The organism is Mycolicibacterium vinylchloridicum, from assembly GCF_013404075.1.
GTDB classification, from domain to species: domain Bacteria; phylum Actinomycetota; class Actinomycetes; order Mycobacteriales; family Mycobacteriaceae; genus Mycobacterium; species Mycobacterium vinylchloridicum.
On record NZ_JACBJQ010000045.1, the window covers coordinates 15,943 to 35,852 of the forward strand.

At 67.1% G+C, this 19,910-nt stretch carries 19 protein-coding genes and 2 tRNA genes; 13 read left to right on the plus strand and 8 right to left on the minus strand.

What is annotated here, in order from left to right:
* Nucleotides 1-29 precede the first annotated feature (29 nt).
* From HPC46_RS26575 to HPC46_RS35155, 4 genes are all read left to right on the plus strand, one after another.
* Nucleotides 30-101: transfer RNA gene (locus HPC46_RS26575), tRNA-Gln, on the plus strand.
* Nucleotides 102-176: 75 nt separating this feature from the next.
* Nucleotides 177-252 (plus strand) — tRNA-Glu (locus HPC46_RS26580).
* Nucleotides 253-361: 109 nt separating this feature from the next.
* The gene (locus HPC46_RS26585; protein WP_179475181.1) at nt 362-1,990 is read left to right on the plus strand and encodes a S53 family peptidase; all 1,629 of its coding nucleotides are present in this window, start codon (nt 362-364) and stop codon (nt 1,988-1,990) included.
* 2 nt (nt 1,991-1,992) lie between these two features.
* Nucleotides 1,993-3,543 (plus strand): zinc ribbon domain-containing protein, encoded by a 1,551-nt coding sequence (locus HPC46_RS35155; protein ID WP_325096779.1) that lies wholly within the window; start codon nt 1,993-1,995, stop codon nt 3,541-3,543.
* 5 nt (nt 3,544-3,548) lie between these two features.
* On the opposite strand, the gene HPC46_RS26595 is transcribed toward HPC46_RS35155, so the two are convergent.
* Nucleotides 3,549-4,046, minus strand: a complete 498-nt coding sequence (locus HPC46_RS26595) for a pyridoxamine 5'-phosphate oxidase family protein (protein WP_179475182.1) — start codon at nt 4,044-4,046, stop codon at nt 3,549-3,551.
* A gap of 42 nt (nt 4,047-4,088) precedes the next feature.
* Nucleotides 4,089-4,790, minus strand: coding sequence for an IclR family transcriptional regulator (locus HPC46_RS26600; protein WP_005141736.1), 702 nt, complete (start codon nt 4,788-4,790; stop codon nt 4,089-4,091).
* A 75-nt stretch (nt 4,791-4,865) separates the two neighbouring features.
* On the opposite strand from HPC46_RS26600, the gene leuC reads away from it, so the two are divergent.
* The 3 genes from leuC to HPC46_RS26615 all read left to right on the plus strand — a co-directional run bounded on the left by leuC (nt 4,866) and on the right by HPC46_RS26615 (nt 7,772).
* Nucleotides 4,866-6,299, plus strand: coding sequence for a 3-isopropylmalate dehydratase large subunit (leuC, locus tag HPC46_RS26605; RefSeq protein ID WP_179475183.1), 1,434 nt, complete (start codon nt 4,866-4,868; stop codon nt 6,297-6,299).
* A gap of 20 nt (nt 6,300-6,319) precedes the next feature.
* Nucleotides 6,320-6,916 carry a 3-isopropylmalate dehydratase small subunit gene (leuD, locus tag HPC46_RS26610; protein WP_005141739.1) on the plus strand — a complete coding sequence of 199 codons (597 nt, stop codon included), beginning with the start codon at nt 6,320-6,322 and terminating at the stop codon, nt 6,914-6,916.
* Nucleotides 6,917-7,115: 199 nt separating this feature from the next.
* Entirely contained in the window at nt 7,116-7,772 is a 657-nt protein-coding gene (locus HPC46_RS26615) for an HU family DNA-binding protein (RefSeq protein WP_179475184.1), read from the plus strand.
* Between the two features lie 52 nt (nt 7,773-7,824).
* Here HPC46_RS26615 and mutT1 read toward each other — a convergent pair whose 3' ends face one another.
* The 3 genes from mutT1 to cofC all read right to left on the minus strand — a co-directional run bounded on the left by mutT1 (nt 7,825) and on the right by cofC (nt 11,732).
* Nucleotides 7,825-8,790 (minus strand): 8-oxo-(d)GTP phosphatase MutT1, encoded by a 966-nt coding sequence (gene mutT1, locus HPC46_RS26620; RefSeq protein ID WP_179475185.1) that lies wholly within the window; start codon nt 8,788-8,790, stop codon nt 7,825-7,827.
* 70 nt (nt 8,791-8,860) lie between these two features.
* A complete protein-coding gene (locus HPC46_RS26625; protein WP_179475186.1) occupies nt 8,861-11,029 on the minus strand; it encodes an RNA degradosome polyphosphate kinase in 2,169 nt (722 codons plus the stop codon).
* Nucleotides 11,030-11,096: 67 nt separating this feature from the next.
* Nucleotides 11,097-11,732, minus strand: coding sequence for a 2-phospho-L-lactate guanylyltransferase (gene cofC / locus HPC46_RS26630; protein ID WP_179475187.1), 636 nt, complete (start codon nt 11,730-11,732; stop codon nt 11,097-11,099).
* Nucleotides 11,733-11,827: 95 nt separating this feature from the next.
* Here cofC and HPC46_RS26635 point away from each other — a divergent pair, with 95 nt between their 5' ends.
* From HPC46_RS26635 to HPC46_RS26645, 3 genes are all read left to right on the plus strand, one after another.
* Nucleotides 11,828-12,826, plus strand: a complete 999-nt coding sequence (locus HPC46_RS26635) for an NAD(P)H-dependent glycerol-3-phosphate dehydrogenase (RefSeq protein ID WP_179475202.1) — start codon at nt 11,828-11,830, stop codon at nt 12,824-12,826.
* A gap of 6 nt (nt 12,827-12,832) precedes the next feature.
* On the plus strand, nt 12,833-13,939 hold the full coding sequence (locus HPC46_RS26640; protein WP_179475188.1) for a cystathionine gamma-lyase: 1,107 nt from the start codon (nt 12,833-12,835) through the stop codon (nt 13,937-13,939).
* Between the two features lie 72 nt (nt 13,940-14,011).
* On the plus strand, nt 14,012-15,124 hold the full coding sequence (locus tag HPC46_RS26645) for a D-alanine--D-alanine ligase family protein (RefSeq protein WP_179475203.1): 1,113 nt from the start codon (nt 14,012-14,014) through the stop codon (nt 15,122-15,124).
* 1 nt (nt 15,125) lies between these two features.
* Here the strand turns inward: HPC46_RS26645 and HPC46_RS26650 are convergent, their stop codons facing one another.
* Nucleotides 15,126-15,692, minus strand: coding sequence for a DUF3515 domain-containing protein (locus HPC46_RS26650; protein WP_179475189.1), 567 nt, complete (start codon nt 15,690-15,692; stop codon nt 15,126-15,128).
* Nucleotides 15,682-15,918, minus strand: coding sequence for an Lrp/AsnC ligand binding domain-containing protein (locus HPC46_RS26655; protein WP_005141752.1), 237 nt, complete (start codon nt 15,916-15,918; stop codon nt 15,682-15,684). The genes HPC46_RS26650 and HPC46_RS26655 overlap by 11 nt, the downstream gene beginning before the upstream one ends.
* A gap of 130 nt (nt 15,919-16,048) precedes the next feature.
* On the opposite strand from HPC46_RS26655, the gene HPC46_RS26660 reads away from it, so the two are divergent.
* Both HPC46_RS26660 and HPC46_RS26665 read left to right on the plus strand, forming a co-directional pair.
* Nucleotides 16,049-17,005: a thiamine-phosphate kinase gene (locus tag HPC46_RS26660; RefSeq protein WP_179475190.1), complete on the plus strand. Its 957-nt coding sequence runs from the start codon at nt 16,049-16,051 to the stop codon at nt 17,003-17,005.
* Between the two features lie 23 nt (nt 17,006-17,028).
* Nucleotides 17,029-17,715, plus strand: coding sequence for a uracil-DNA glycosylase (locus HPC46_RS26665; protein ID WP_179475191.1), 687 nt, complete (start codon nt 17,029-17,031; stop codon nt 17,713-17,715).
* A gap of 80 nt (nt 17,716-17,795) precedes the next feature.
* Here the strand turns inward: HPC46_RS26665 and rpmB are convergent, their stop codons facing one another.
* Complete coding sequence (gene rpmB / locus HPC46_RS26670) at nt 17,796-17,990, minus strand: 50S ribosomal protein L28 (protein WP_179475192.1); 195 nt, start codon at nt 17,988-17,990, stop codon at nt 17,796-17,798.
* Between the two features lie 262 nt (nt 17,991-18,252).
* On the opposite strand from rpmB, the gene HPC46_RS26675 reads away from it, so the two are divergent.
* Nucleotides 18,253-19,908: a fatty acid kinase ATP-binding subunit FakA gene (locus tag HPC46_RS26675; RefSeq protein ID WP_179475193.1), complete on the plus strand. Its 1,656-nt coding sequence runs from the start codon at nt 18,253-18,255 to the stop codon at nt 19,906-19,908.
* The last annotated feature ends 2 nt before the right edge of the window (nt 19,909-19,910 follow it).

Genomic DNA, 19,910 nt, shown 5'->3' on the forward strand with positions numbered 1-19,910 from the left:
GCGTCTGACCTGCGGTTATAGGCAGCCCATGGGGTATGGTGTAATTGGCAACACTAGGGATTCTGATTCCCTCATTCTAGGTTCGAGTCCTGGTACCCCAGCAATTATGTCGGCAACGGCCTCTGAGCTATGCTGGCTACCCGGTGCGCCGCGAGGTGCGCCACGGATTTGGTTCTGGCCCCGTCGTCTAGCGGCCTAGGACGCCGCCCTCTCACGGCGGTAGCGTGGGTTCGAATCCCATCGGGGCTACCAAATCAAATCGCCCGGTCATCGACCGGGCGATTCGTCGTTTCGGCCCAGGCTATGCGGTGCGGCAGCAAATGTGTGCACCCGCGGCGGCCATGCCGCAACATTGGCACCGATGAAGCGATACCGGGCGGCAGGCGTGATCGCCACGGTGGTGCTCGCGGCGGCCATCGCCTCTGGGCCGGCCTCGGGGACGTCGGCGGTGCGGATCGCACATGTCGCCCCGGTCATCACCGGCCCCTACGCGTCGCTGCTGGCGGCGTCGACGAACCTGGGACCCTCGCGCGTCAGTGCTGTTCAACTCACCGTGACGTTGCGTGACGGTGCGCGTCCGACGGCGCTGATCGCCTGGGCCGGCACGCACCGATTGGCGGTGCGCTGGCGGTACGGCGATGACTTCGCCATCGTCAGCGGATCCGCAGCGGGCATCGCCGACGCGTTCGGGGTGCCCGTCCACGACTACCGGGGGCGGCAGGGGCAGATGTTCTACGCCTCGCCTCGACAGCCGATGCCGCCACGGGAACTGCGCGGCGACGTCACCGAAGTCGGACGGATCCTGAGTTATCTGCCACATCGGATGGCACGCCCGGCAGTTCCGTTGGACGTGCCCCGACCCGGATTGACGCCACAGCATCTGCTGACCGCCTACAGTGCGGCGCCGCTGGCGGCGGCCGGCTACCGGGGTGCCGGCCAAACCCTGGTGTTCTACGTGTTCGACGGCTTCGACCAGCGCGACCTGGACATGTTCGCGGACATGTGGGGGCTGCCCCGGTTCGCGCCCGTCGTGGTCGGTGGCCCGCTCGGGCCGCCCGAGGGCGAGGCGGTGATGGACCTCGAGATCGCGCACGCCATCGCCCCGGACGCCCGACTGGTGGTGGTGAACGCGCGTCCGACGCTCGAGGGCGGTGGCACCTTCGAGAAGATCGGCGCGATGTTCGACGATGCGGCGCAGCACTATCCGGGCTCGGTGTGGAGTCTGTCGATCGGCTGGGGGTGTGAGGCGCTGGTCACTGCGGCGGACGTCGCTCCGGTGCGCGCGGCGCTGGCAGCAGCGCACCGCCGGGGCATCACGGTGTTCGATGCCAGCGGCGACACCGCCGGCTTGGAATGCAAAGGCGGCAAGGACTGGTCGTCGGCACCCGGGCCCGACGACGTCGGCGTCGACACCATCGCGTCGTTGCCCGAGGTCACCTCGGTCGGCGGCACCACGCTGTCCACCGACGCCAACGGCAGGTGGTTGGACGAGTGGGCCTGGGTGGACGTGCCGATGTCGCAGGGCTCCAGCGGCGGTGTGTCCCGATTGTTCGCCCGCCCCGACTATCAACGCGCAGTGGCCGTCGACCGGGATACCGATCACCGGTTGGTTCCCGACGTGTCCGCGGTGGCCGATCCGTTCACCGGTATGCAGGTCGTGTTCGGGCAGAAGATCAGGATCGGCGGGGGCACATCGCAGGCCGCACCGATCTGGGCGGGCATGGCGGCGTTGATGAACGAGTATCTGCTCGACCACGGCGGCCGGCCGCTCGGCGATATCAATCCCCTCCTGTATCGGGTCGCGCAGGGATCGCGGCTGCCGGGATTTCACGACATCACGTTGGGCGGCAACGCCGTCGACAACCCCAAACGCGGGTATGACCTGGTGACCGGATTGGGCAGCCCGATCGCCGACAACCTCGCGCAGAACCTGCTCGACGCGCAGAAGGCCTCATCAGTGGCTGCGGGCTTCGCACCCGGTGGCGGATAGGCGTGGCCATTCTTCGCTGGTCGCTGACGAGTTCGTTGTTCCCGGGGCTGCCCACGCACTCTCGCAGTCGGTTTCGCCTCGCCTTTCTCGTATTCGTCACGGCACTGGTGGCATTCGCCGCGCTGCGCTGGCAGGCGCCGATGATTGCGACCGCGGTGTGCGGGCTCCCGCTGTTGTTCACCATCTATCTGCGTGAGATCGATGTCCGCACGGTCGGGCTGCGCGCTGTGGCCGTATCCGGCGTTCTGGGGCTGGGGTTGGCAGTCGGGTGGGCGCTGATCGCCGGTCCGATCGTTGCCGGCGCCTACGACGTGGCGCTGGGTGCGCCGGCGGATACCAGACAGGTCCTGCTCTTCGGCGTGGCAGTCCCCGTCAGCGAAGCGTGGGCGATGATCGTGCCCGCGGTGGTGGTGCGGCTGACGGACCGCTCGCCGCGCGACGCCCTCGGCGGCTTCGCGATCGGGGCTTTCGGGGCAACGGTATTCACCGGGGTCGCCACTGCGATATTGCTCATGCCGCAACTGGCTATGGGTGTCACCGCACCGGACCGCTCAGTGAGCAGTCTCCTGGTCGAGGCGTTGGTCGAGGGTGTGGCGTGGCCTCTGGTGGGCGTGGCGACCGGCGGCATCATCGGCATTGCCCTGTGGTTTACCAAGCCCGCCAACGCTTCTCGCTGGCATCGGTCGGTCGTTCCCACCGCGCTGATTCTGGTGCTGATCGTGGTGACCGCGATGGGCGTGGTAGATGTCATCCCGCTCTCGTCGGTGTGGTACGGGGTGCTGCACCTACTGATCGCCGCAGTGGCGATGCTGGTTCTGCGGTTCGTCGTCGCGGCCGCGACAGGCCACCGGGCGCCCGAAGCGATCGGTACCGCAGGGCAATCGAGCTACCCCGGTGTGCTGGGGTGGCTGGCGGCGGGCCTGGGTGTGGCGGTCGCCGCCGGGGTCATCGTGTCGGCACGGATCACCCCGGCTCCGGAACTCTTTGTCTGTCCACCGGATTGCGGCCGGCCGCCGCTCGGTATCCCGGTGGAGAACAACCCGCGGTTCAGTGGCGACGACGGCGCGTTCTCGGTGGCCTATCCCGGCGAGGGGTCCGCCTACGACGCCACCTTCGATCCACCAGGGGTGAACGGTGTCGAACTCAGGTACACCGGTGGGGATACCGGCACGCTGACGTTCTCCGGTGAGCCCGCCGGCGATCGCACGGCCAAGCAGGTCGTGCAGCAGCTCATCGAGAGCAGGTACCAGGGAGCGGTCGTCGACTACGAAATCCCCAACGCGTCGGTCGGCTACCAACCCGGCTACGGCGTTGTCGCGGACGTATTTCCGACCAGCTCGTCAGCCACCTACACCCGATTGCGGGTGATCGTCGTGGCCGCAGTCAAGCACGACTACGCCCTGATCGCGGCCGCGGTCGGCCCGTATCACCGATTCGGGCCCGACTACGGGGACGGTCACCCGTCGGGTGCCAACCTCGAATTGGCCATGGACATGGGCAAATACGTCAACAGTTTCAGGTGGCGCGGTGACCGCTACAGCCGCCCGTCCTGATTCGGCTATTCGGTGGGTGCGGTGGACCCGGCCAGCGGCATCGGCGGCATGCCGAGCTTGCCGTGATCCCATGACCTGGTGCGGTTGGCCACGATGCGCACCGCCACACGCTTGTTCATCATCATGTCGACGGCAGGTTTGAGGTCGTCGGTATAGGGGCCGTTGTAGCGCTCCCACACGCTGACGCCGACTTTGAAAATGGTGTCCGGATCTTCCACGATCTCGGCCACACCTTCGAACGCGACGCCGCGCAATGTGTCGTAGGTCATCCCGTCCTCGATGAGGAAGCTGACCCGCGGGTTACGGCGCAGGTTGACCGCCTTCTGGGACTTGGCCTTTGTCTCCACCCAGATCTCGCCGTCCAGGACGCCGTACCACATCGCGACGAGATGGGGCTGGCCGTCGAGTCCGATGGTCGCCATGGTGCCGGTGCGACTACGTGCCACGAAATCGGCGATCTCGGCATCCGACATGACGATCTGGTTGCGCTGATTGGTTCCCATCGCGTCAGTTTGTCAGGCCGTCGTGCGCGCTTGTCGCCGGGATCACAGTCGGCGCGTCAGAGCGTCGGCGGCGGCCACCAGATCGGCCGCCCAGCGCGCCCCGGGCCGACGGCCCATCCGGTCGATCGGCCCGGACACCGACACCGCTGCGATCACCGCGCCGGTGCGGTCGCGCACCGGAGCCGAGATGCTGGCCACCCCGGGTTCGCGCTCGGCGGCGCTTTGCGCCCAGCCGCGGCGGCGGACCTCGGCCAGGGTGCGTTCGGTGAATTTCGCGGTCGGCAGCACGGCCTGCTGGGTGCTGCTGTCGCTATAGGCCAGCAGCACTTTGGCGCCCGATCCGGCCGTCATCGGCAGTCGGGCGCCGACGGGCACGGTATCGCGCAGCCCGGCAGGGGGTTCCAACGCGGCCACGCAGATCCGGCTGGTGCCCTCGCGGCGGTAGAGCTGCACGCTCTCGCCGGTGATCTCGCGCAGCCTCGGCAGGACCGCCGCGCCCGCCGCCAGCAGGGGATCGTTGACCTGGGCGGCCAATTCGCTGATGGCCGGTCCGAGCCGCCAGCGCCCGGCGCTGTCCCGGGCCAACAGACGGTGGGTCTCGAGGCCGGCGGCGAGCCGGTGTGCGGTGGCGCGGGGGAGCCCGGTGCGCTCACAGAGTTCGGCCAGCCCGCAGGGTGAATCAGCGATCGAGTGCAGTACGCCCACGGCTTTGTCGAGCACGCCGATGCCGCTATCCTGTCTCATATCGAGATACTAGCGTCCCGAAATGTGAGATATCCATACTTGCGTTCCGGGAATCACTGAATGAATTGAGAACTCATGGCTCAGTCCGACAAGCCCAGGACCTTGCCCGAGAAGGTGTGGGACGACCACGTCGTCGTCGCCGGTGCCGGCAGCGGTGCAGCGCGTGAACCCGATCTGATCTACATCGATCTCCATCTCATCCACGAGGTGACCAGCCCGCAGGCCTTCGACGGGCTGCGGCTGGCCGGCCGCCCGGTGCACCGTCCCGATCTCACGATCGCCACTGAAGATCACAACGTGCCGACGGTCGACATCGACAAGCCGATCGCCGATCCGATCTCGCGCACGCAGGTCGAGACGTTGCGGCGCAACTGCGCCGAATTCGGCGTGCGGCTTCACCCGATGGGTGATGTCGAGCAGGGGATCGTCCACGTGATGGGCCCTCAGCTCGGTCTGACCCAGCCTGGGATGACGATCGTGTGTGGCGACAGCCACACCTCCACCCATGGCGCGTTCGGCGCGATCGCGATGGGTATCGGTACGTCCGAAGTGGAGCATGTGCTTGCCACCCAGACACTTCCGCTGCGGCCGTTCAAGACGATGGCGGTCAATGTCGAGGGTGCGCTGCCGCCAGGCGTGAGTGCCAAGGACATCATCCTGGCGGTGATCGCCAAGATCGGCACCGGCGGCGGCCAGGGCTACGTCATCGAATACCGTGGCAGCACCATCGAATCGCTGTCGATGGAAAGTCGGATGACCATCTGCAATATGAGCATCGAGGCCGGTGCCCGAGCAGGATTGGTGGCCCCCGACGAGACCACCTATGAATTCCTGCGCGGCCGGCCATACGCGCCGACCGGCGCGGATTGGGATGCGGCAGTGGCGTCGTGGGAGGCGCTGAAGACCGACGAGGGCGCCGAATTCGACACCGAGGTCTACATCGACGCGACAGCACTGAGCCCCTTTGTGACATGGGGCACCAACCCCGGCCAGGGTGTTCCGCTGTCGGCGGCGGTGCCCGACCCGGAATTGATGACCAGCGATGACGAGCGCCAGGCCGCCGAGAAGGCGTTGGCATATATGGACCTTCGGGCGGGCACTCCGATGCGCGACGTCGCGGTCGACGCGGTGTTCGTCGGCTCGTGCACGAACGGGCGCATCGAGGATCTACGGGTGGTCGCCGATGTGCTGCGCGGACACAAAGTCGCCGACGGGGTGCGGATGCTGATCGTGCCGGGCTCGATGCGCGTGCGTGCTCAGGCCGAATCCGAAGGACTGGGCGAGATCTTCACCGCGGCCGGCGCGGACTGGCGTCAGGCAGGCTGCTCGATGTGCCTGGGCATGAACCCCGATCAACTTGCGCCTGGCGAACGCTGCGCGTCCACCTCCAACCGGAATTTCGAAGGCCGACAGGGCAAGGGCGGCCGGACGCATCTGGTTTCGCCGGCCGTCGCCGCGGCGACGGCCGTGCGCGGAACCCTGTCCTCGCCCGCCGATCTCATCAACTAGACCTGCTAAGGAGAACCACGATGGAGGCATTTCACACTCACACCGGCATCGGCGTTCCGCTGCGGCGGTCCAATGTCGACACCGACCAGATCATTCCCGCGGTGTATTTGAAGCGAGTCACCCGAACAGGTTTCGAGGACGGATTGTTCGCCGCTTGGCGCACCGATCCCTCGTTCATTCTCAATCTGAGTCCGTTCGACCGGGGTTCGGTTTTGGTCGCTGGACCGGATTTCGGCACCGGGTCGTCACGCGAGCATGCGGTCTGGGCGCTCATGGACTTCGGATTCCGGGTCGTCATCTCGTCCCGGTTCGCCGACATCTTTCGCGGCAACGCGGGCAAGGCCGGGCTGTTGGCGGCCGAAGTCGCTCAAGATGATGTCGAACTTCTCTGGAAGCTCATCGAGCAGAATCCGGGGCTGGAAATCACTGTCAATCTTCAAGATCGAAATATCACCGCGGGAACAGCCGTGGTGCCGTTCACGATTGACGATTACACGGCTTGGAGACTGCTGGAAGGCCTCGACGATATAGGCCTTACGCTGCGGAAACTCGCTGAAATCGAAGCCTTCGAGGCGAGTCGGCCAAGCTGGAAGCCGCGCATTTCGACACCTTCCTGAACGGGGCGGGACGCCGAATTCCCGCCCCCAAAGGGGGGTTCAGGCCCCCTCGAATCACCGCCCTAGGGCGGCAACCGGATTGCTGAAATCCTCCTAAGTAGTGCCTGAAATTGGGCGTGGCTCTTGGAATTCTGCAGCTCTTGGGTTTACCGTGTTCTGCAGTCGGTCCAAAGTGGACCACTGGCTTCGGAGGAATTGAATGAACAAAGCAGAGCTCATCGACGTACTCACGGAGAAATTGGGCTCAGATCGTCGGCAGGCAACTCTGGCGGTGGAGAACGTCGTTGACACCATTGTGCGCGCGGTGCACAAGGGCGACAGCGTGACCATCACCGGCTTCGGCGTTTTCGAGCAGCGGCGGCGTGCGGCTCGTGTGGCGCGTAATCCGCGCACCGGCGAAACCGTCAAAGTCAAGCCGACTTCCGTTCCCGCTTTCCGTCCCGGCGCTCAATTCAAGGCCGTCGTCTCTGGTGCACAGAAGCTTCCGTCGGAAGGCCCCGCGGTCAAGCGCGGTGCCGTCGCCGGCCCGGTCAAGAAGGCTGCCGCCAAGAAGGCCGTCCGCAAGGCGGTCGTGAAGAAGGTTGCAGCCAAGAAGGCCGCACCGGCCAAGAAGGCTGCACCGGCCAAGAAGGCCGCGCCCGCTAAGAAGGCTCCGGCCAAGAAGGCCGCACCGGCCAAGAAGGCCGCGCCTGCTAAGAAGGCTCCGGCTAAGAAGGCTCCGGCCAAGAAGGCCGCGCCTGCTAAGAAGGCTCCGGCTAAGAAGGCTCCGGCCAAGAAGGCCGCGCCTGCCAAGAAGGCCGCGCCTGCTAAGAAGGCTCCGGCCAAGAAGGCTCCGGCCAAGAAGGGCCGTCGCTAAGTTTCACCAGTCGAATACGCCGCGGGCTCAACGCCCGCGGCGTATTTGCGTGTCAGGGCCTGGTCGCCAGTGGGCTGGCGATGTAGTCGGCAGCAATGATCCGATCGCCGTCGAGCGACAGCACCCACGTGCTGCCCTTGCGGTTGCGCGATTTGTCGGGCTTGTCGGTGCCGCGCCACCACGCCAGTAGATAGGGAATGACCTTGCCCTGTGTGCAGATCACCGGTGTCCCACCGCGGGCGGCGATCTCGGAGATACGTTTGTGCGCGGCGTCGGGGTCGGCAGCGTAAGCCTCTTCGGTGAGGTCGGGCTCCGCGGTGATCGTCACTCCGAGCTCCTGCGCCAGCGGCTCGACCGTTTGAATACAGCGGACCCGATCGGCGGCGTAGATCTCGGTGGCCCCGAACGCCATCAGCTGCCCGACCAGCGACTCCGCTTGTGCACGACCATTCTTGTCCAGGGGGCGGCTGCGGTCGTCGCCTTTGAAGCGGGACTTGATGCCGGCGGTCCCATGCCGGACGATCAGGACTGTCGAGGTATCGGCGGGCTGTTTGGTGAAGGACTTGAGCACGTCCCGGTCGTGAGGATAGGTGAGCTTTTCCACTGCGGCGTCGACCGGAAGCCACTCCAGCAGGTCGACTTCGGCTCCGGGGGTGAACTCGCCACCGAGTGCCCGGGCCGCCCAGTAGTGAACGATCTTGGAGCCCTGCACCACTTGATAGTGGGTCTGGATCAGCCGTCGGCCCAGATGGCAGCGCTGCCCGGTCTCCTCCCAGATTTCGCGTACGGCGGCAACCGGCTCATTCTCACCGGGGTCGACTTTGCCCTTCGGCAACGACCAATCGTCGTAGCGAGGCCGGTGAATCAGCGCGACCCGCAGTTCGCCGGTGGCCGGGTCGTGATGCCACAGTGCCGCGCCGGCGGCGAGGATGACGCGCTGGGGCGGCTTGCCCTTCTTGGCGGCTACCTTCTTTGTCGATTTGGACCTTGAGCTGTCACGTGACGCTCGCTTGGCCACCTCAACTCCCGCAGATCAATTCGGGTCCCTGCGTGGGACCGGACTTGGTGGGTCGCAACGGAGAAAGCACCTAATGCTGCCGGTGACGGTCCATCAGCCACACTTGATGGTCGCGGACTTGTCGGCCGTCTTGCGGCGAGGCTGTCCAGTGGCCGTCAGAGCCGAGTTCCCAGCATCGCGTGGAGGGATCCATCGCCGACTCGAAGATCTCGTCGAGATACCCGGTCAGGCGCGGATCTTTGACTTGAGCCAGCACTTCGACCCGGCGATCGAGATTGCGGTGCATCATGTCGGCGCTGCCGATGAAGACCTCGTTGATCGCATTGAAATGGAAGATCCGCGAATGTTCCAGGAATCGGCCGAGAATCGAGCGCACGACGATGTTCTCGGAAAAGCCAGCAGCGCCCGGCTTGAGTGCGCAGATGCCGCGCACGACGACCTCGACCCGCACCCCCGCTTGCGAGGCCCGGTACAGCGCGTCGATGACCTGTTCGTCGACAAGGGCATTGGCCTTGAGCCGGATCCGGCCGTTGCCGCCGTGGCGGTGTGCCTCGATCTCGCGTTCGACGCGTTCGACGATGCCTTTGCGCACGCCATGCGGAGCCACCAGCAGATTGCGATAGCTGACTTTGCGCGAGTATCCGGTCAGCGAATTGAACAGGTCGGTCAGGTCGGCGCCGATTTCGGGTGACGCGGTGATCAAGCCGACGTCCTCATACAGCCGGGCGGTTTTCGGGTTGTAGTTGCCGGTACCGATATGGCAGTAGCGGCGAATCGTCGAACCTTCGCGGCGCACCACCAGGCACGTCTTGCAGTGCGTCTTGAGTCCGATCAACCCGTAAACCACGTGCACGCCGGCATCTTCCAGTGTGCGTGCCCATTTGATGTTGGCCTGTTCGTCGAAACGCGCTTTCAGTTCGACGAGGGCGACCACCTGCTTGCCGGCCTGCGCGGCGTCGATGAGCGCGTTGACGATCGGGGAGTCACCGGAAGTCCGGTACAGCGTCTGCTTGATGGCCAACACATTCGGATCGGCGGCGGCCTGCTCGATGAAGCGCTGCACGCTCGTCGAGAACGAATCGTAGGGATGGTGTACCAGCACATCACCATCGCGGAGCGTCGAAAAAATGCTCTTGGGCGTCTCGCGCTCGGCGAAGGCCGGGTGGGTGGCGGGCACGAACGGACGATCCTTCAGCGTCGGCCGGTCGACGCCGTACACCTGCCACAGTGACGAAAGATCCAGCAGCCCTGGGACCTGCACCACATCGCCGGGGTGGACGTCGAGCTCGCGCAACAGGAGCCCGAGCATGTGCTCGGTCATGTCGTCGGCGACCTCGAGACGCACCGGAGATCCGAACCGCCGTCGCGCCAGTTCGCGCTCCAGCGCCTGCAGCAGATCTTCGTCGCGGTCCTCTTCGACCTGCATGTCGGCGTTGCGGGTGATCCGGAAGACGTGGTGCTCGACGATCTCCATGCCCGGGAACAACACCGGAAGGAACGCTGCGATGAGTTCTTCGGTCGGCAGGAACCGGACGATGTCGCTCCCGCCGTTGGCGGCCTTGAGTTCCACGAACCGGTCGACGTTGTCGGGAACCTTGATACGCGCGAAGTGTTCGCCGCCGTCGTCGGGGGACTTCACGGTGATCGCCAGGTTCAGGCTCAGGCCGCTGACGAACGGGAACGGGTGCGCGGGGTCGACGGCAAGCGGGGTGAGGACCGGAAACACTTGCTCGTGGAAATAGGTTGAGAGTTCACTGCGCTCGGCGTCGGTGAGATCGGCCCATGTGACGATGCTGATGCCCTCCTCGGCCAGTGCGGGACGCACCGACTCGATGAAGACCTGGGCTTGGCGCAATGAGATCTGCCGGGTGCGCTCGCCGATGCGGCGCAACTGTTCGCGCGGGGACAGGCCGTCGGCCGATCGCACCGAGAGCCCCATCTCGTCGCGGCGTTTGAGCCCCGCCACCCGAACCATGTAGAACTCGTCGAGATTGGATGCGAAGATCGCCAGGAATTTCGCCCGCTCCAGCAGGGGCAGTGAGGTGTCGGCCGCCAGGGCCAGCACTCGGGCATTGAAATCCAGCCAGCTCAGTTCGCGATTGAGGTATCGATCCTCGGGCAGCTCGTTGTCGACCGCGGTGTCCGTGGCCGCGGGCGGGGCCTCCGGCGCCTCACCGGGCTGCCAGTCGTCATCCGTGGATCGGGCTTCGGTTTCGGTCTCGGTCACAATTCCGATCATCCCCCATGGAGAGGGTGCTTGGACCTCGGCAGTCGAAAGTCGAAGCGCGTTCAGGTGTTGTTAACCATCAGTGATGTGCGATTGCCCTGGTTGTCGCTGCGCCGACACCGAGAAGTCGCGCGGATTGCAGGTCCTCGATGGTGTCGATATCGCAGCGAAGCCCGGGCCACGCCCCGGTCAGTTCGACCGCACCGGAGTCGCGGTGCCGCCGCGCCGAATCACGGCCGAGCAGCGGGTCGAGCGGCGCGCCGAACGCGAAAAGCGCCGCGGTGCCGCTGCCGTGGCGGTCGGCCACGAAACTGCGCCGATGTGATCGCGCCTGCGTCAGCGCCTCGGCCAGCTCGTGAGTCTGCAGGGCAGGTAAATCCCCTTGCAGTACAACAGTATTGGCGCCTTGCTCGCTTACGGCGGTCCAGGCGAATCGGACCGCCGCGTTCAGCGGGTCGGGCTCAGATGCCGGCGTGGTGTCCCTCAGCACCGCCGCGCCGAGATCACGCGCGGCCGCGGCCGCCGTCTCGTCGGGAGTCACGACGGTGATCGACCGGACGGCACTGGCCGCTCGCGCCGCGGTGATGGTGTCGATCAGCATCGCCAGCACGACTCGTTCGCGGGTGCCGGCTTCGAACACCGGGCTCAGTCTGGTCTTGGCTGCCACGAGGCGCTTGACCGCGATGATCACGCCGACATCGGCTGCGCCGCTCATGTTCACCATCCTTCCAGCGTCGTCCGGGGCCGCTGCATTCCTGGTCGGCGATCCTCGCCGCGGCGTGGGCTACGTTAATGACCATGACCAGCACGGTGGGAACTGCCGCGGTGATGGGCGCCGGCGCCTGGGGAACCGCCCTGGCCAAGGTGCTGGCTGAGGCCGGTTCCGAGGTCCGGTTGTGGGCACGCCGTGCCGAGGTGGCCGATGAAATCAACGCCACACATGCCAACACTCCTTATCTACCGGGCATCGAGCTGCCGGGCGCGATCCGTGCCACCGCCGATCCGGCCGAGGCCCTCGACGGGCTGACCACCGTGCTGCTCGCCGTGCCCTCTCAAAGCCTGCGGTCCAATCTCGAACACTGGCGCGGCCTGATCGCCGACGGTGCCACCCTGGTCAGCCTGGCCAAAGGCATCGAATTGGGCAGCCTCATGCGAATGAGTCAGGTGATCGTGCAGGTCACCGGCGTCGATTCCAATCAGGTCGCGGTCGTCTCCGGTCCCAACCTGGCTGACGAGATCGCCCACGGACAGCCTGCTGCGACGGTGGTGGCCTCGACCGATTCCGGCCGTGCAGTCGCCCTACAGCGCGCGTTGAGCACCGGATACTTCCGGCCGTACACCAACGCCGACGTGATCGGTACCGAGATCGGTGGGGCGTGCAAGAACGTCATCGCGTTGGCCTGCGGTATGGCCGCCGGGGTGGGGCTCGGGGAGAACACCGCGGCGGCGATCATCACCCGGGGGCTGGCCGAGATCATGCGGCTGGGTATCGCCGTCGGCGCCAAGCCGGCGACGCTGGCCGGGCTGGCCGGGGTCGGCGATCTGGTCGCCACCTGTACGTCACCGCATTCGCGCAATCGCAGCTTCGGTGAGCGGCTCGGCCGCGGCGGCACCATGGAGGCAGCCCAGCTGGCCGCCGGTGGCCATGTGGCCGAAGGTGTCACATCGTGCGAATCGATCCTGGCATTGGCGTCGAGCTACGACGTCGAGATGCCACTCACCGATGCGGTCTATCAGGTCTGCCACAAGGGTTTGTCGGTCGGGCAGGCGGTGGCCCTGCTGCTGGGCCGCAGCACCAAACCGGAGTGACCGGACGTGAGCGATCGTTATGGCGATTCCACTCGAGCCGTCAAAGCCGTGAGTTCTCAGCCGATTCCGGGCGAGCCGGTCGGGCCCGGCCCGGTTCTGGCTTCGGCGTTCCATCTTTCCGAAGACGAGGGCAGTGAGGCCAACACCTATGGGCGCGGCTCCAATCCGAGCTGGCACCGGCTCGAGGCGGCGCTGGCCCAGCTGGAGGATGCCGCTGCCGCGCTGACGTTCGGGTCCGGGATGGCCGCCATCACCGCAGCGCTGCGGGTGACGGCCAAACCTGGTTCGGTGCTGGTTGTTCCGGCCGACGGCTACTACCAGGTGCGCCGTTACGCCACCGAAAGCCTTGCACCACTTGGTGTCACGATTCGGGAGGTGAGCTCCGAGCAGATCTACCAGGCCGCCGAAGAAGCCGATGTGGTGCTGGCCGAGACCCCGACGAACCCCGCGCTGGACGTCGTGGATCTACACAGGCTCGGGCAGATCTGCCGTCGCCGGGGAGCCCGGCTGCTTGTCGACAACACCACCGCCACACCGCTGGGGCAGCAACCGTTGTCGCTGGGGGCCGACCTGGTAGTGGCCAGTGCCACCAAGGCGCTCTCGGGGCACAGCGACCTGCTGGCCGGCTATGCCGCGGGGAGTCACCCCGAGCTGATGGCGGCCCTGGAGCGGGAGCGGTTGCTCTCCGGCGCGATCCTCGGCTCGTTCGAGGCCTGGCTGGTGTCGCGCAGCCTGGGCAGCGTGGGGCTGCGCTTCGAGCGGCAGTGCCAGAACGCGTTGGCCCTGGCGACCGCCCTGCACCGGCACCCCAGGATCCGGTCGGTGCGCTACCCGGGATTGCCCGACGACCCGTCATATGCGGTGGCCGTCGCCCAGATGCGCCGGTTCGGGGGACTGGTCTCCGTCGAACTCGCTGACGCGGCCGCGGTGCACGACCTGGTGCGGCGCAGCGAGCTGCTGGTGGCATCGACCAGCTTCGGCGGTATCCACACCTCGGTGGACCGCCGCGCCCGCTGGGGCGACCCGGTGGCGGACGGGTTTGCCCGGATCTCGGCCGGTATCGAGGACACCGATGACGTCGTCGCTGATGTCTTGGCCGCGTTGGAGAGCTGAAATGCCTGTTCACGGCGCCGGATCGTGCCGATAACACCTGGGCTGTAGCCTCTCTAGGTTGTGACGTCCCGCCTGCCGTCGGACCGGCCTCGTGTCCGTGTCGCTGTCATCTACGGCGGCCGCAGCTCCGAACACGCCATTTCCTGCGTATCGGCGGGCAGCATCCTGAGAAACCTCGACCCGGAACGCTTCGAGGTCGTCGCCGTCGGCATCACCCCGGAGGGCTCGTGGGTGCTGACCGACGGCAGCCCCGAGACGCTGGCCATCACCGATCGGAAGCTGCCGGAGGTCACCGGGGAATCGGGGACCGCGCTGGCCTTGGCAGCCGATCCGCTGCGGCGCGGCGAGCTGGTGTCGCTGGGGCAGACCCCCGGCCAGATGCTGACGTCGGTCGACGTGGTCTTCCCGATCCTGCACGGCCCGTACGGCGAGGACGGCACCATCCAGGGTCTACTGGAGTTGGCCGGCGTGCCGTACGTGGGAGCCGGAGTGTTCGCCAGCGCGGCCGGCATGGACAAGGAGTTCACCAAGAAACTTCTTGCCGCAGCGGGCCTACCGATCGGTGATCACATCGTGCTGCGGGCACAGCAGATGGCGCCGACGCTGGATGACATCGACCGATTGGGCTTTCCGATGTTCGTCAAACCCGCGCGCGGCGGCTCGTCGATCGGCGTGAGCCGGGTGAACAATGCCGACGAGCTGCCGTTGGCGATCGCCGATGCCCGCCGTCACGACCCGAAGGTGATCATCGAGGCGGCCATCGAAGGCCGTGAACTCGAATGCGGTGTTCTCGAATTCCCGGACGGCTCAGTGCAAGCCAGTGCGATCGGTGAGATCCGGGTTGCGGGGGTCCAGGGTCGTGAGGACGGCTTCTATGACTTCGCCACCAAGTATCTCGACGACGGCGCCGAACTCGACGTGCCGGCCAAGGTCGACGACGATGTAGCAGAAGAGTTGCAGCGCTTGGCGATTCAGACATTCACTGCGCTGGACTGCCAGGGTCTGGCGCGAGTGGATTTCTTCCTCACCGAAGACGGGCCCGTGGTCAACGAGATCAACACGATGCCGGGGTTCACGACGATCTCGATGTATCCGCGGATGTGGGCGGCCAGCGGGATCGACTACCCGACACTGGTGAGCACCATGGTCGAGACCGCGCTGGCCCGCGGCACCGGGCTGCGCTGACTCAGCGTGCCGGGTTCGGATCGATTCGAACCGCGGGCATGGTGCGCGCGATCAGATCTGACAACGCCTGGATGGGCGCCGGCCCGGACTCCTTGGGCAGTGTGAGCGCGACGTAGACGGGGCGGTCCACCGTGACCCACGTGCTGCGGTCGATGCCGGGGTCGTTGATCTCGAACCACTGCACGGCGTCGACCATCTGGATGGGGGAGCCGACCACGAACTCGGCAGGCCGGTCGATGCCGCATCGCATGATGACCGGAAAGTTGTCGGCTGAGCCACGCCATGCCGCAGCTCCTGGCGGCACCGGGTCTGCCGCGGCGACGCGTTTGAACTCGCCGAGGTTGGCGGGCAGGGTGTCGAGCAGGGCCCGGCAGGTCGAGGAGTCGGCTTTGGGTGCAGGAACCGACGCGATCACCACCGGCTGGACGGGTGGCTGGCGGGTGGCCGCGATTGCCAGGACTGCGGCGATCGCGCCGACCGCGACCACCACGGCGGCGATCAGCAGGGCGCGGGGTGGGCCGTCCGGGGTGTGTTCGTCGGTAGTGACGGGGTCAGGCTCAGTCGGCATCGGCGATGGGGCAGGTCAGCGTTCGGGTGATCCCGGTGATCTGCTGAATGCTGGGCACGATGGTGGCGGCAAGCTCGTCGTCGCTGGCTGCGCCGACCCGCACGACCACGTCATACGGTCCGGTCACGGATTCCGACGAGAGCACACCGGGCACCGCTGCCACCTGCTTGGCGACCACCTCGGCGCGGCCGACCTCGGTCTGGATCAGCATGTAAGCCTCAACCACCCGTCGCCTCCTCGTCTCGATGTTCGCCCGTGTGCGGTGCCGCCCTAGACTGACGTGTCCGAAGGCCGTCTCGGAAAACCTACCGCAGGTTGCCGGACCGATCAGTGTGTGCGGCAGGAGGGGAGGCGTCGTGACCGGCTCCGGTGAACCCACCCTGCGGCAGTTGGGCGAGTTCGGAATGATCGACCGGCTGGTGTCCGATCGCCGTCAGCCCTCGGGGGTGAGTGTCGGCCCCGGGGACGACGCGGCGGTGGTGAGCACGCCCGACGGGCGGGTCGTCGTCACCACCGACATGCTGGTGGAGGGCCGGCACTTCCGGCTGGACTGGTCGGCCCCGCATGACGTGGGCCGAAAGGCCATCGCGCAGAACGCCGCCGACATCGAGTCGATGGGCGCGCGGTGCAGCGCATTCGTCGTCGGGTTCGGCGCTCCGCCGGACACTGCGGTGTCGCGGGTGCAGGCACTGGCCGACGGAATGTGGCAGGAGGCTTTGGCATTGGGCGCCGGGATCGTCGGCGGGGACCTGGTCGCCAGCCCGCAGTGGGTGGTGTCGGTGACCGCACTCGGCGATCTGGGTGGACGGGCTCCGGTGTTACGCAGCGGCGCGCGGGCTGGCTCGGTGGTCGCTGTCGCCGGAGAACTCGGCCGCTCTGCTGCGGGATATCTTTTGTGGCACAAAGGAATTAGTGGCTTCGACGAGCTGCGCCGGTGGCATGTGGTGCCGCGCCCACCCTACGGACAGGGCATCGTGGCCGCGGAAGCCGGCGCCGAGGCGATGACCGATGTGTCCGACGGGTTGCTCGCCGATCTCGGACATATCGCCGAAGGATCCGGGATGGCTATCGATCTCGGCTCCGATGGGTTGGGGCCTGATGTCGAGGCTGTCGCCGCCGCGGCGACGGCGGGCGGTGTCGACCCGCTGTCACTGGTGCTCGCCGGTGGCGAAGATCACGCGCTCGTCGCGTGCTTCCCCGCTGCGGTGCCGCCGGGCTGGCGAGTGATCGGCACGGTGGCCGACGGCGCACCCGAGGTCCGGGTTGACGGGCGGCCTTGGGCGGGCTCGGCGGGTTGGCAGTCCTTCGACTGAGTGCAGGGGTTAGGTTGGCGTTCGTGACGACCACCGCCCGGCCACTGAGCGAACTCGTCGAGGACGGCTGGGCGCGCGCGCTGGCACCGGTCAGTGATCAGGTCTCGCAGATGGGCCAGTTCCTGCGCGCCGAGATCGCCGCCGGCCGGGGCTATCTGCCCGCCGGGCCGAACGTGCTGCGCGCCTTCACCTTCCCGCTCGCCGAGGTGCGGGTGCTGATCGTCGGCCAGGATCCGTATCCGACACCGGGGCATGCGGTGGGCCTGAGTTTCTCGGTGGCCCCTGAGGTGCGGCCGCTGCCGCGCAGCCTGTCCAACATCTTCAGCGAATACCGCGCCGACCTCGGCTACCCGGAGCCGTCCAACGGCGACCTCACACCGTGGTCGCAGCGCGGCGTCATGATGCTCAACCGAGTTCTCACCGTGCGGCCCGGCGCCCCGGCGTCGCACCGCGGCAAGGGGTGGGAAGCGGTCACCGAATGTGCCATCCGCGCACTGGTCGCCCGCGACCAGCCGATGGTGGCGATTCTGTGGGGGCGTGACGCGTCGACGCTGAAGCCGATGCTGGGCGCCGATTGCATGGTGATCGAGTCGCCGCATCCGTCGCCGCTGTCGGCGTCACGGGGATTCTTCGGCTCGCGGCCGTTCAGCCGCGCGAACGAACTGCTGACCGGAATGGGCGCCGAGCCGATCGACTGGCGCCTTCCTTAATACCAACGTCGAGATCGACGTTGCGCAGGAGTTTTCTCGACCTTGTGCGGCCAAACGTCGGTTTGGCCGCAGGGGGCGAATCAGCCGCGGGTGACCTTGCCGGCCTTGATGCAGGACGTGCAGACGTTCACGCGCTGCTTGTTGCCGCCGGGACGGGTCACGGCGTGCACGGTCTGGATGTTCGGGTTCCAGCGACGGCTGGTCCGGCGATGGGAATGCGACACCGACTTGCCGAAGCCGGGGCCCTTTCCGCAGACGTCGCACACGGCAGCCATGTAGAACTCCTCTATCGAACGTGTTCCTGGGGGCCAACGACCGAAACGGGTGACCCGACAACCTGACCAGGATAGCCGTCCGGTGAACTGAACGCCAAAATGCGCCAGGGCCGGCGCTGGGCCCATCCGTTCAAACGTCGTTGACCTGCGACGATCGTAACAGCGCACCGGTGGGCGTCCCGCTGGCGTCGAACTGTCGGGTGAACTGGATAGGCTGGCGCGACACGGCCGTGTGGTGTGCCGGGATCGTGAGGAGGTGCCGATGCCGGACCGGCGGCTGGATGCATCGGCCCTGCGCGACTGGGCCCACACCGCCGTCGGCGATCTGATCACCCACACCGACGAGATCAACCGGCTCAACGTCTTCCCGGTGGCCGATTCCGACACCGGCACCAACCTGCTGTTCACCATGAGCTCGGCGCTGGAGGCCGCGAAGTCCGCCGGGTCTGGCGATGTCAGCCTGATGGCCGCGGCGCTGTCCGAGGGTGCGCTGCACGGTGCCCGCGGAAACTCCGGGGTGATCCTGTCGCAGATCCTGCGCGCCCTGGCCGACGTGACCGCATCGGCGGCCGAGGACACCGACGGCTCGCTCGCCGACATCGACGCCGTCCTGCTCGGGGCCGCGCTGCGGCACGCCGTCGGGCTGGTGGTGTCGTCGATGGGGGGTGAGCTCGTGGCCGGCACCATCGTGTCGGTCCTGCAGTCGGTCGCCGAAGCGATCCAGCAGCGCGCCGCCGAGGGTGCGGGACTGGCCGAGGCGCTGGCCGCCGGCGGCGACGCCGGCGTCGCGGCGCTGGATCGCACACCCGATCAGCTCGACGCGCTGGCCGCCGCCGGTGTGGTGGACGCCGGTGGGCGCGGGTTCCTGGTTCTCATCGACGCGCTGACCGCCACCGTCACCGGACATGCGCCCCATCGGGATACCTACGAACCGGGCCCGCCGCGCCTCGAGCACGGTCGCCACCGCACCCAGATCCAATGCCCACCCCAATTCGAGGTGATGTACCTGCTCGCCGACTGCGACGCCGCCGCTCTCGACCCGTTACGCACCCGGCTGGAGCAGCTCGGTGACTCGGTGGCCATCGCCGCCTCCCAAGAAGCAGATCGCTATTCGGTGCACGTGCACACCGACGACGCCGGTGCCGCGGTGGAAGCCGGGCTGGACGCCGGTGCGGTCAGCCGCATTCAGATCTCGGTGCTGAGCGCCGGCCCGGCCCGGGTGTCCCCCGGCAGCTGGAGCCGCGATCGCGCCGTGCTGGCCGTCGTCGACGGTGACGGCGCCGCAGAGCTTTTCGATCAGGAAGGCGCCAGCGTCCTGCGGCCGGACGCCGCACTGGCCGACCCGGCCAACGGCGTCACCGCCCGCGAGCTCGTGCGCGCGCTCGTCGACACCGGAGCAGCTCAGGTGATGGTGCTGCCCAATGGCTACGTGGCGGCCGAGGAATTGGTCGCCGGCTGCACGGCCGGAATCGGTTGGGGGATAGACGTGGTCGCGTTGCCGACCGGGTCCATGGTGCAGGGGCTGGCCGCTCTGGCCGTCCACGACTCGGGCCGCCAAGCCGTCGACGACGGCTTCTCGATGGCCAGGGCGGCGGCCGCGGCCCGGCACGGTTCGGTGCGTACAGCCGCCGAGCAGGCGCTGACCTGGGCCGGCACCTGCGAACCCGGTGACGGCCTCGGCATCGCCGGCGACGAGGTGCTGGTGGTCGCCGACGATGTGGCCGGCGCGGCCACCGGACTGATCGATCTGCTGCTGGTGGCCGGCGGTGAACTGGTGACCGTCCTGATCGGTGGCGACACCGATCCGGCTGTTGCCGAGGTGCTTTCGCAACACGTCCACCGCCGCCATCCCGGTATCGAGTTCGCGACCTATCTGACGGGGCACCGCGGCGATGCACTGCTGATCGGGGTGGAGTAGTC

Bases quoted from the DNA above. Each gene is read 5' to 3' on its own strand.
- HPC46_RS26585 (WP_179475181.1), top strand. From the start codon at position 362: ATGAAGCGATACCGGGCGGCAGGCGTGATCGCCACGGTGGTGCTCGCG.
- HPC46_RS26595 (WP_179475182.1), bottom strand. From the start codon at position 4,046: ATGGGAACCAATCAGCGCAACCAGATCGTCATGTCGGATGCCGAGATC.
- HPC46_RS26600 (WP_005141736.1), bottom strand. From the start codon at position 4,790: ATGAGACAGGATAGCGGCATCGGCGTGCTCGACAAAGCCGTGGGCGTA.
- leuC (WP_179475183.1), top strand. From the start codon at position 4,866: ATGGCTCAGTCCGACAAGCCCAGGACCTTGCCCGAGAAGGTGTGGGAC.
- leuD (WP_005141739.1), top strand. From the start codon at position 6,320: ATGGAGGCATTTCACACTCACACCGGCATCGGCGTTCCGCTGCGGCGG.
- HPC46_RS26615 (WP_179475184.1), top strand. From the start codon at position 7,116: ATGAACAAAGCAGAGCTCATCGACGTACTCACGGAGAAATTGGGCTCA.
- HPC46_RS26625 (WP_179475186.1), bottom strand. From the start codon at position 11,029: ATGATCGGAATTGTGACCGAGACCGAAACCGAAGCCCGATCCACGGAT.
- cofC (WP_179475187.1), bottom strand. From the start codon at position 11,732: ATGAGCGGCGCAGCCGATGTCGGCGTGATCATCGCGGTCAAGCGCCTC.
- HPC46_RS26650 (WP_179475189.1), bottom strand. From the start codon at position 15,692: ATGCCGACTGAGCCTGACCCCGTCACTACCGACGAACACACCCCGGAC.
- rpmB (WP_179475192.1), bottom strand. From the start codon at position 17,990: ATGGCTGCCGTGTGCGACGTCTGCGGAAAGGGCCCCGGCTTCGGCAAG.
- HPC46_RS26675 (WP_179475193.1), top strand. From the start codon at position 18,253: ATGCCGGACCGGCGGCTGGATGCATCGGCCCTGCGCGACTGGGCCCAC.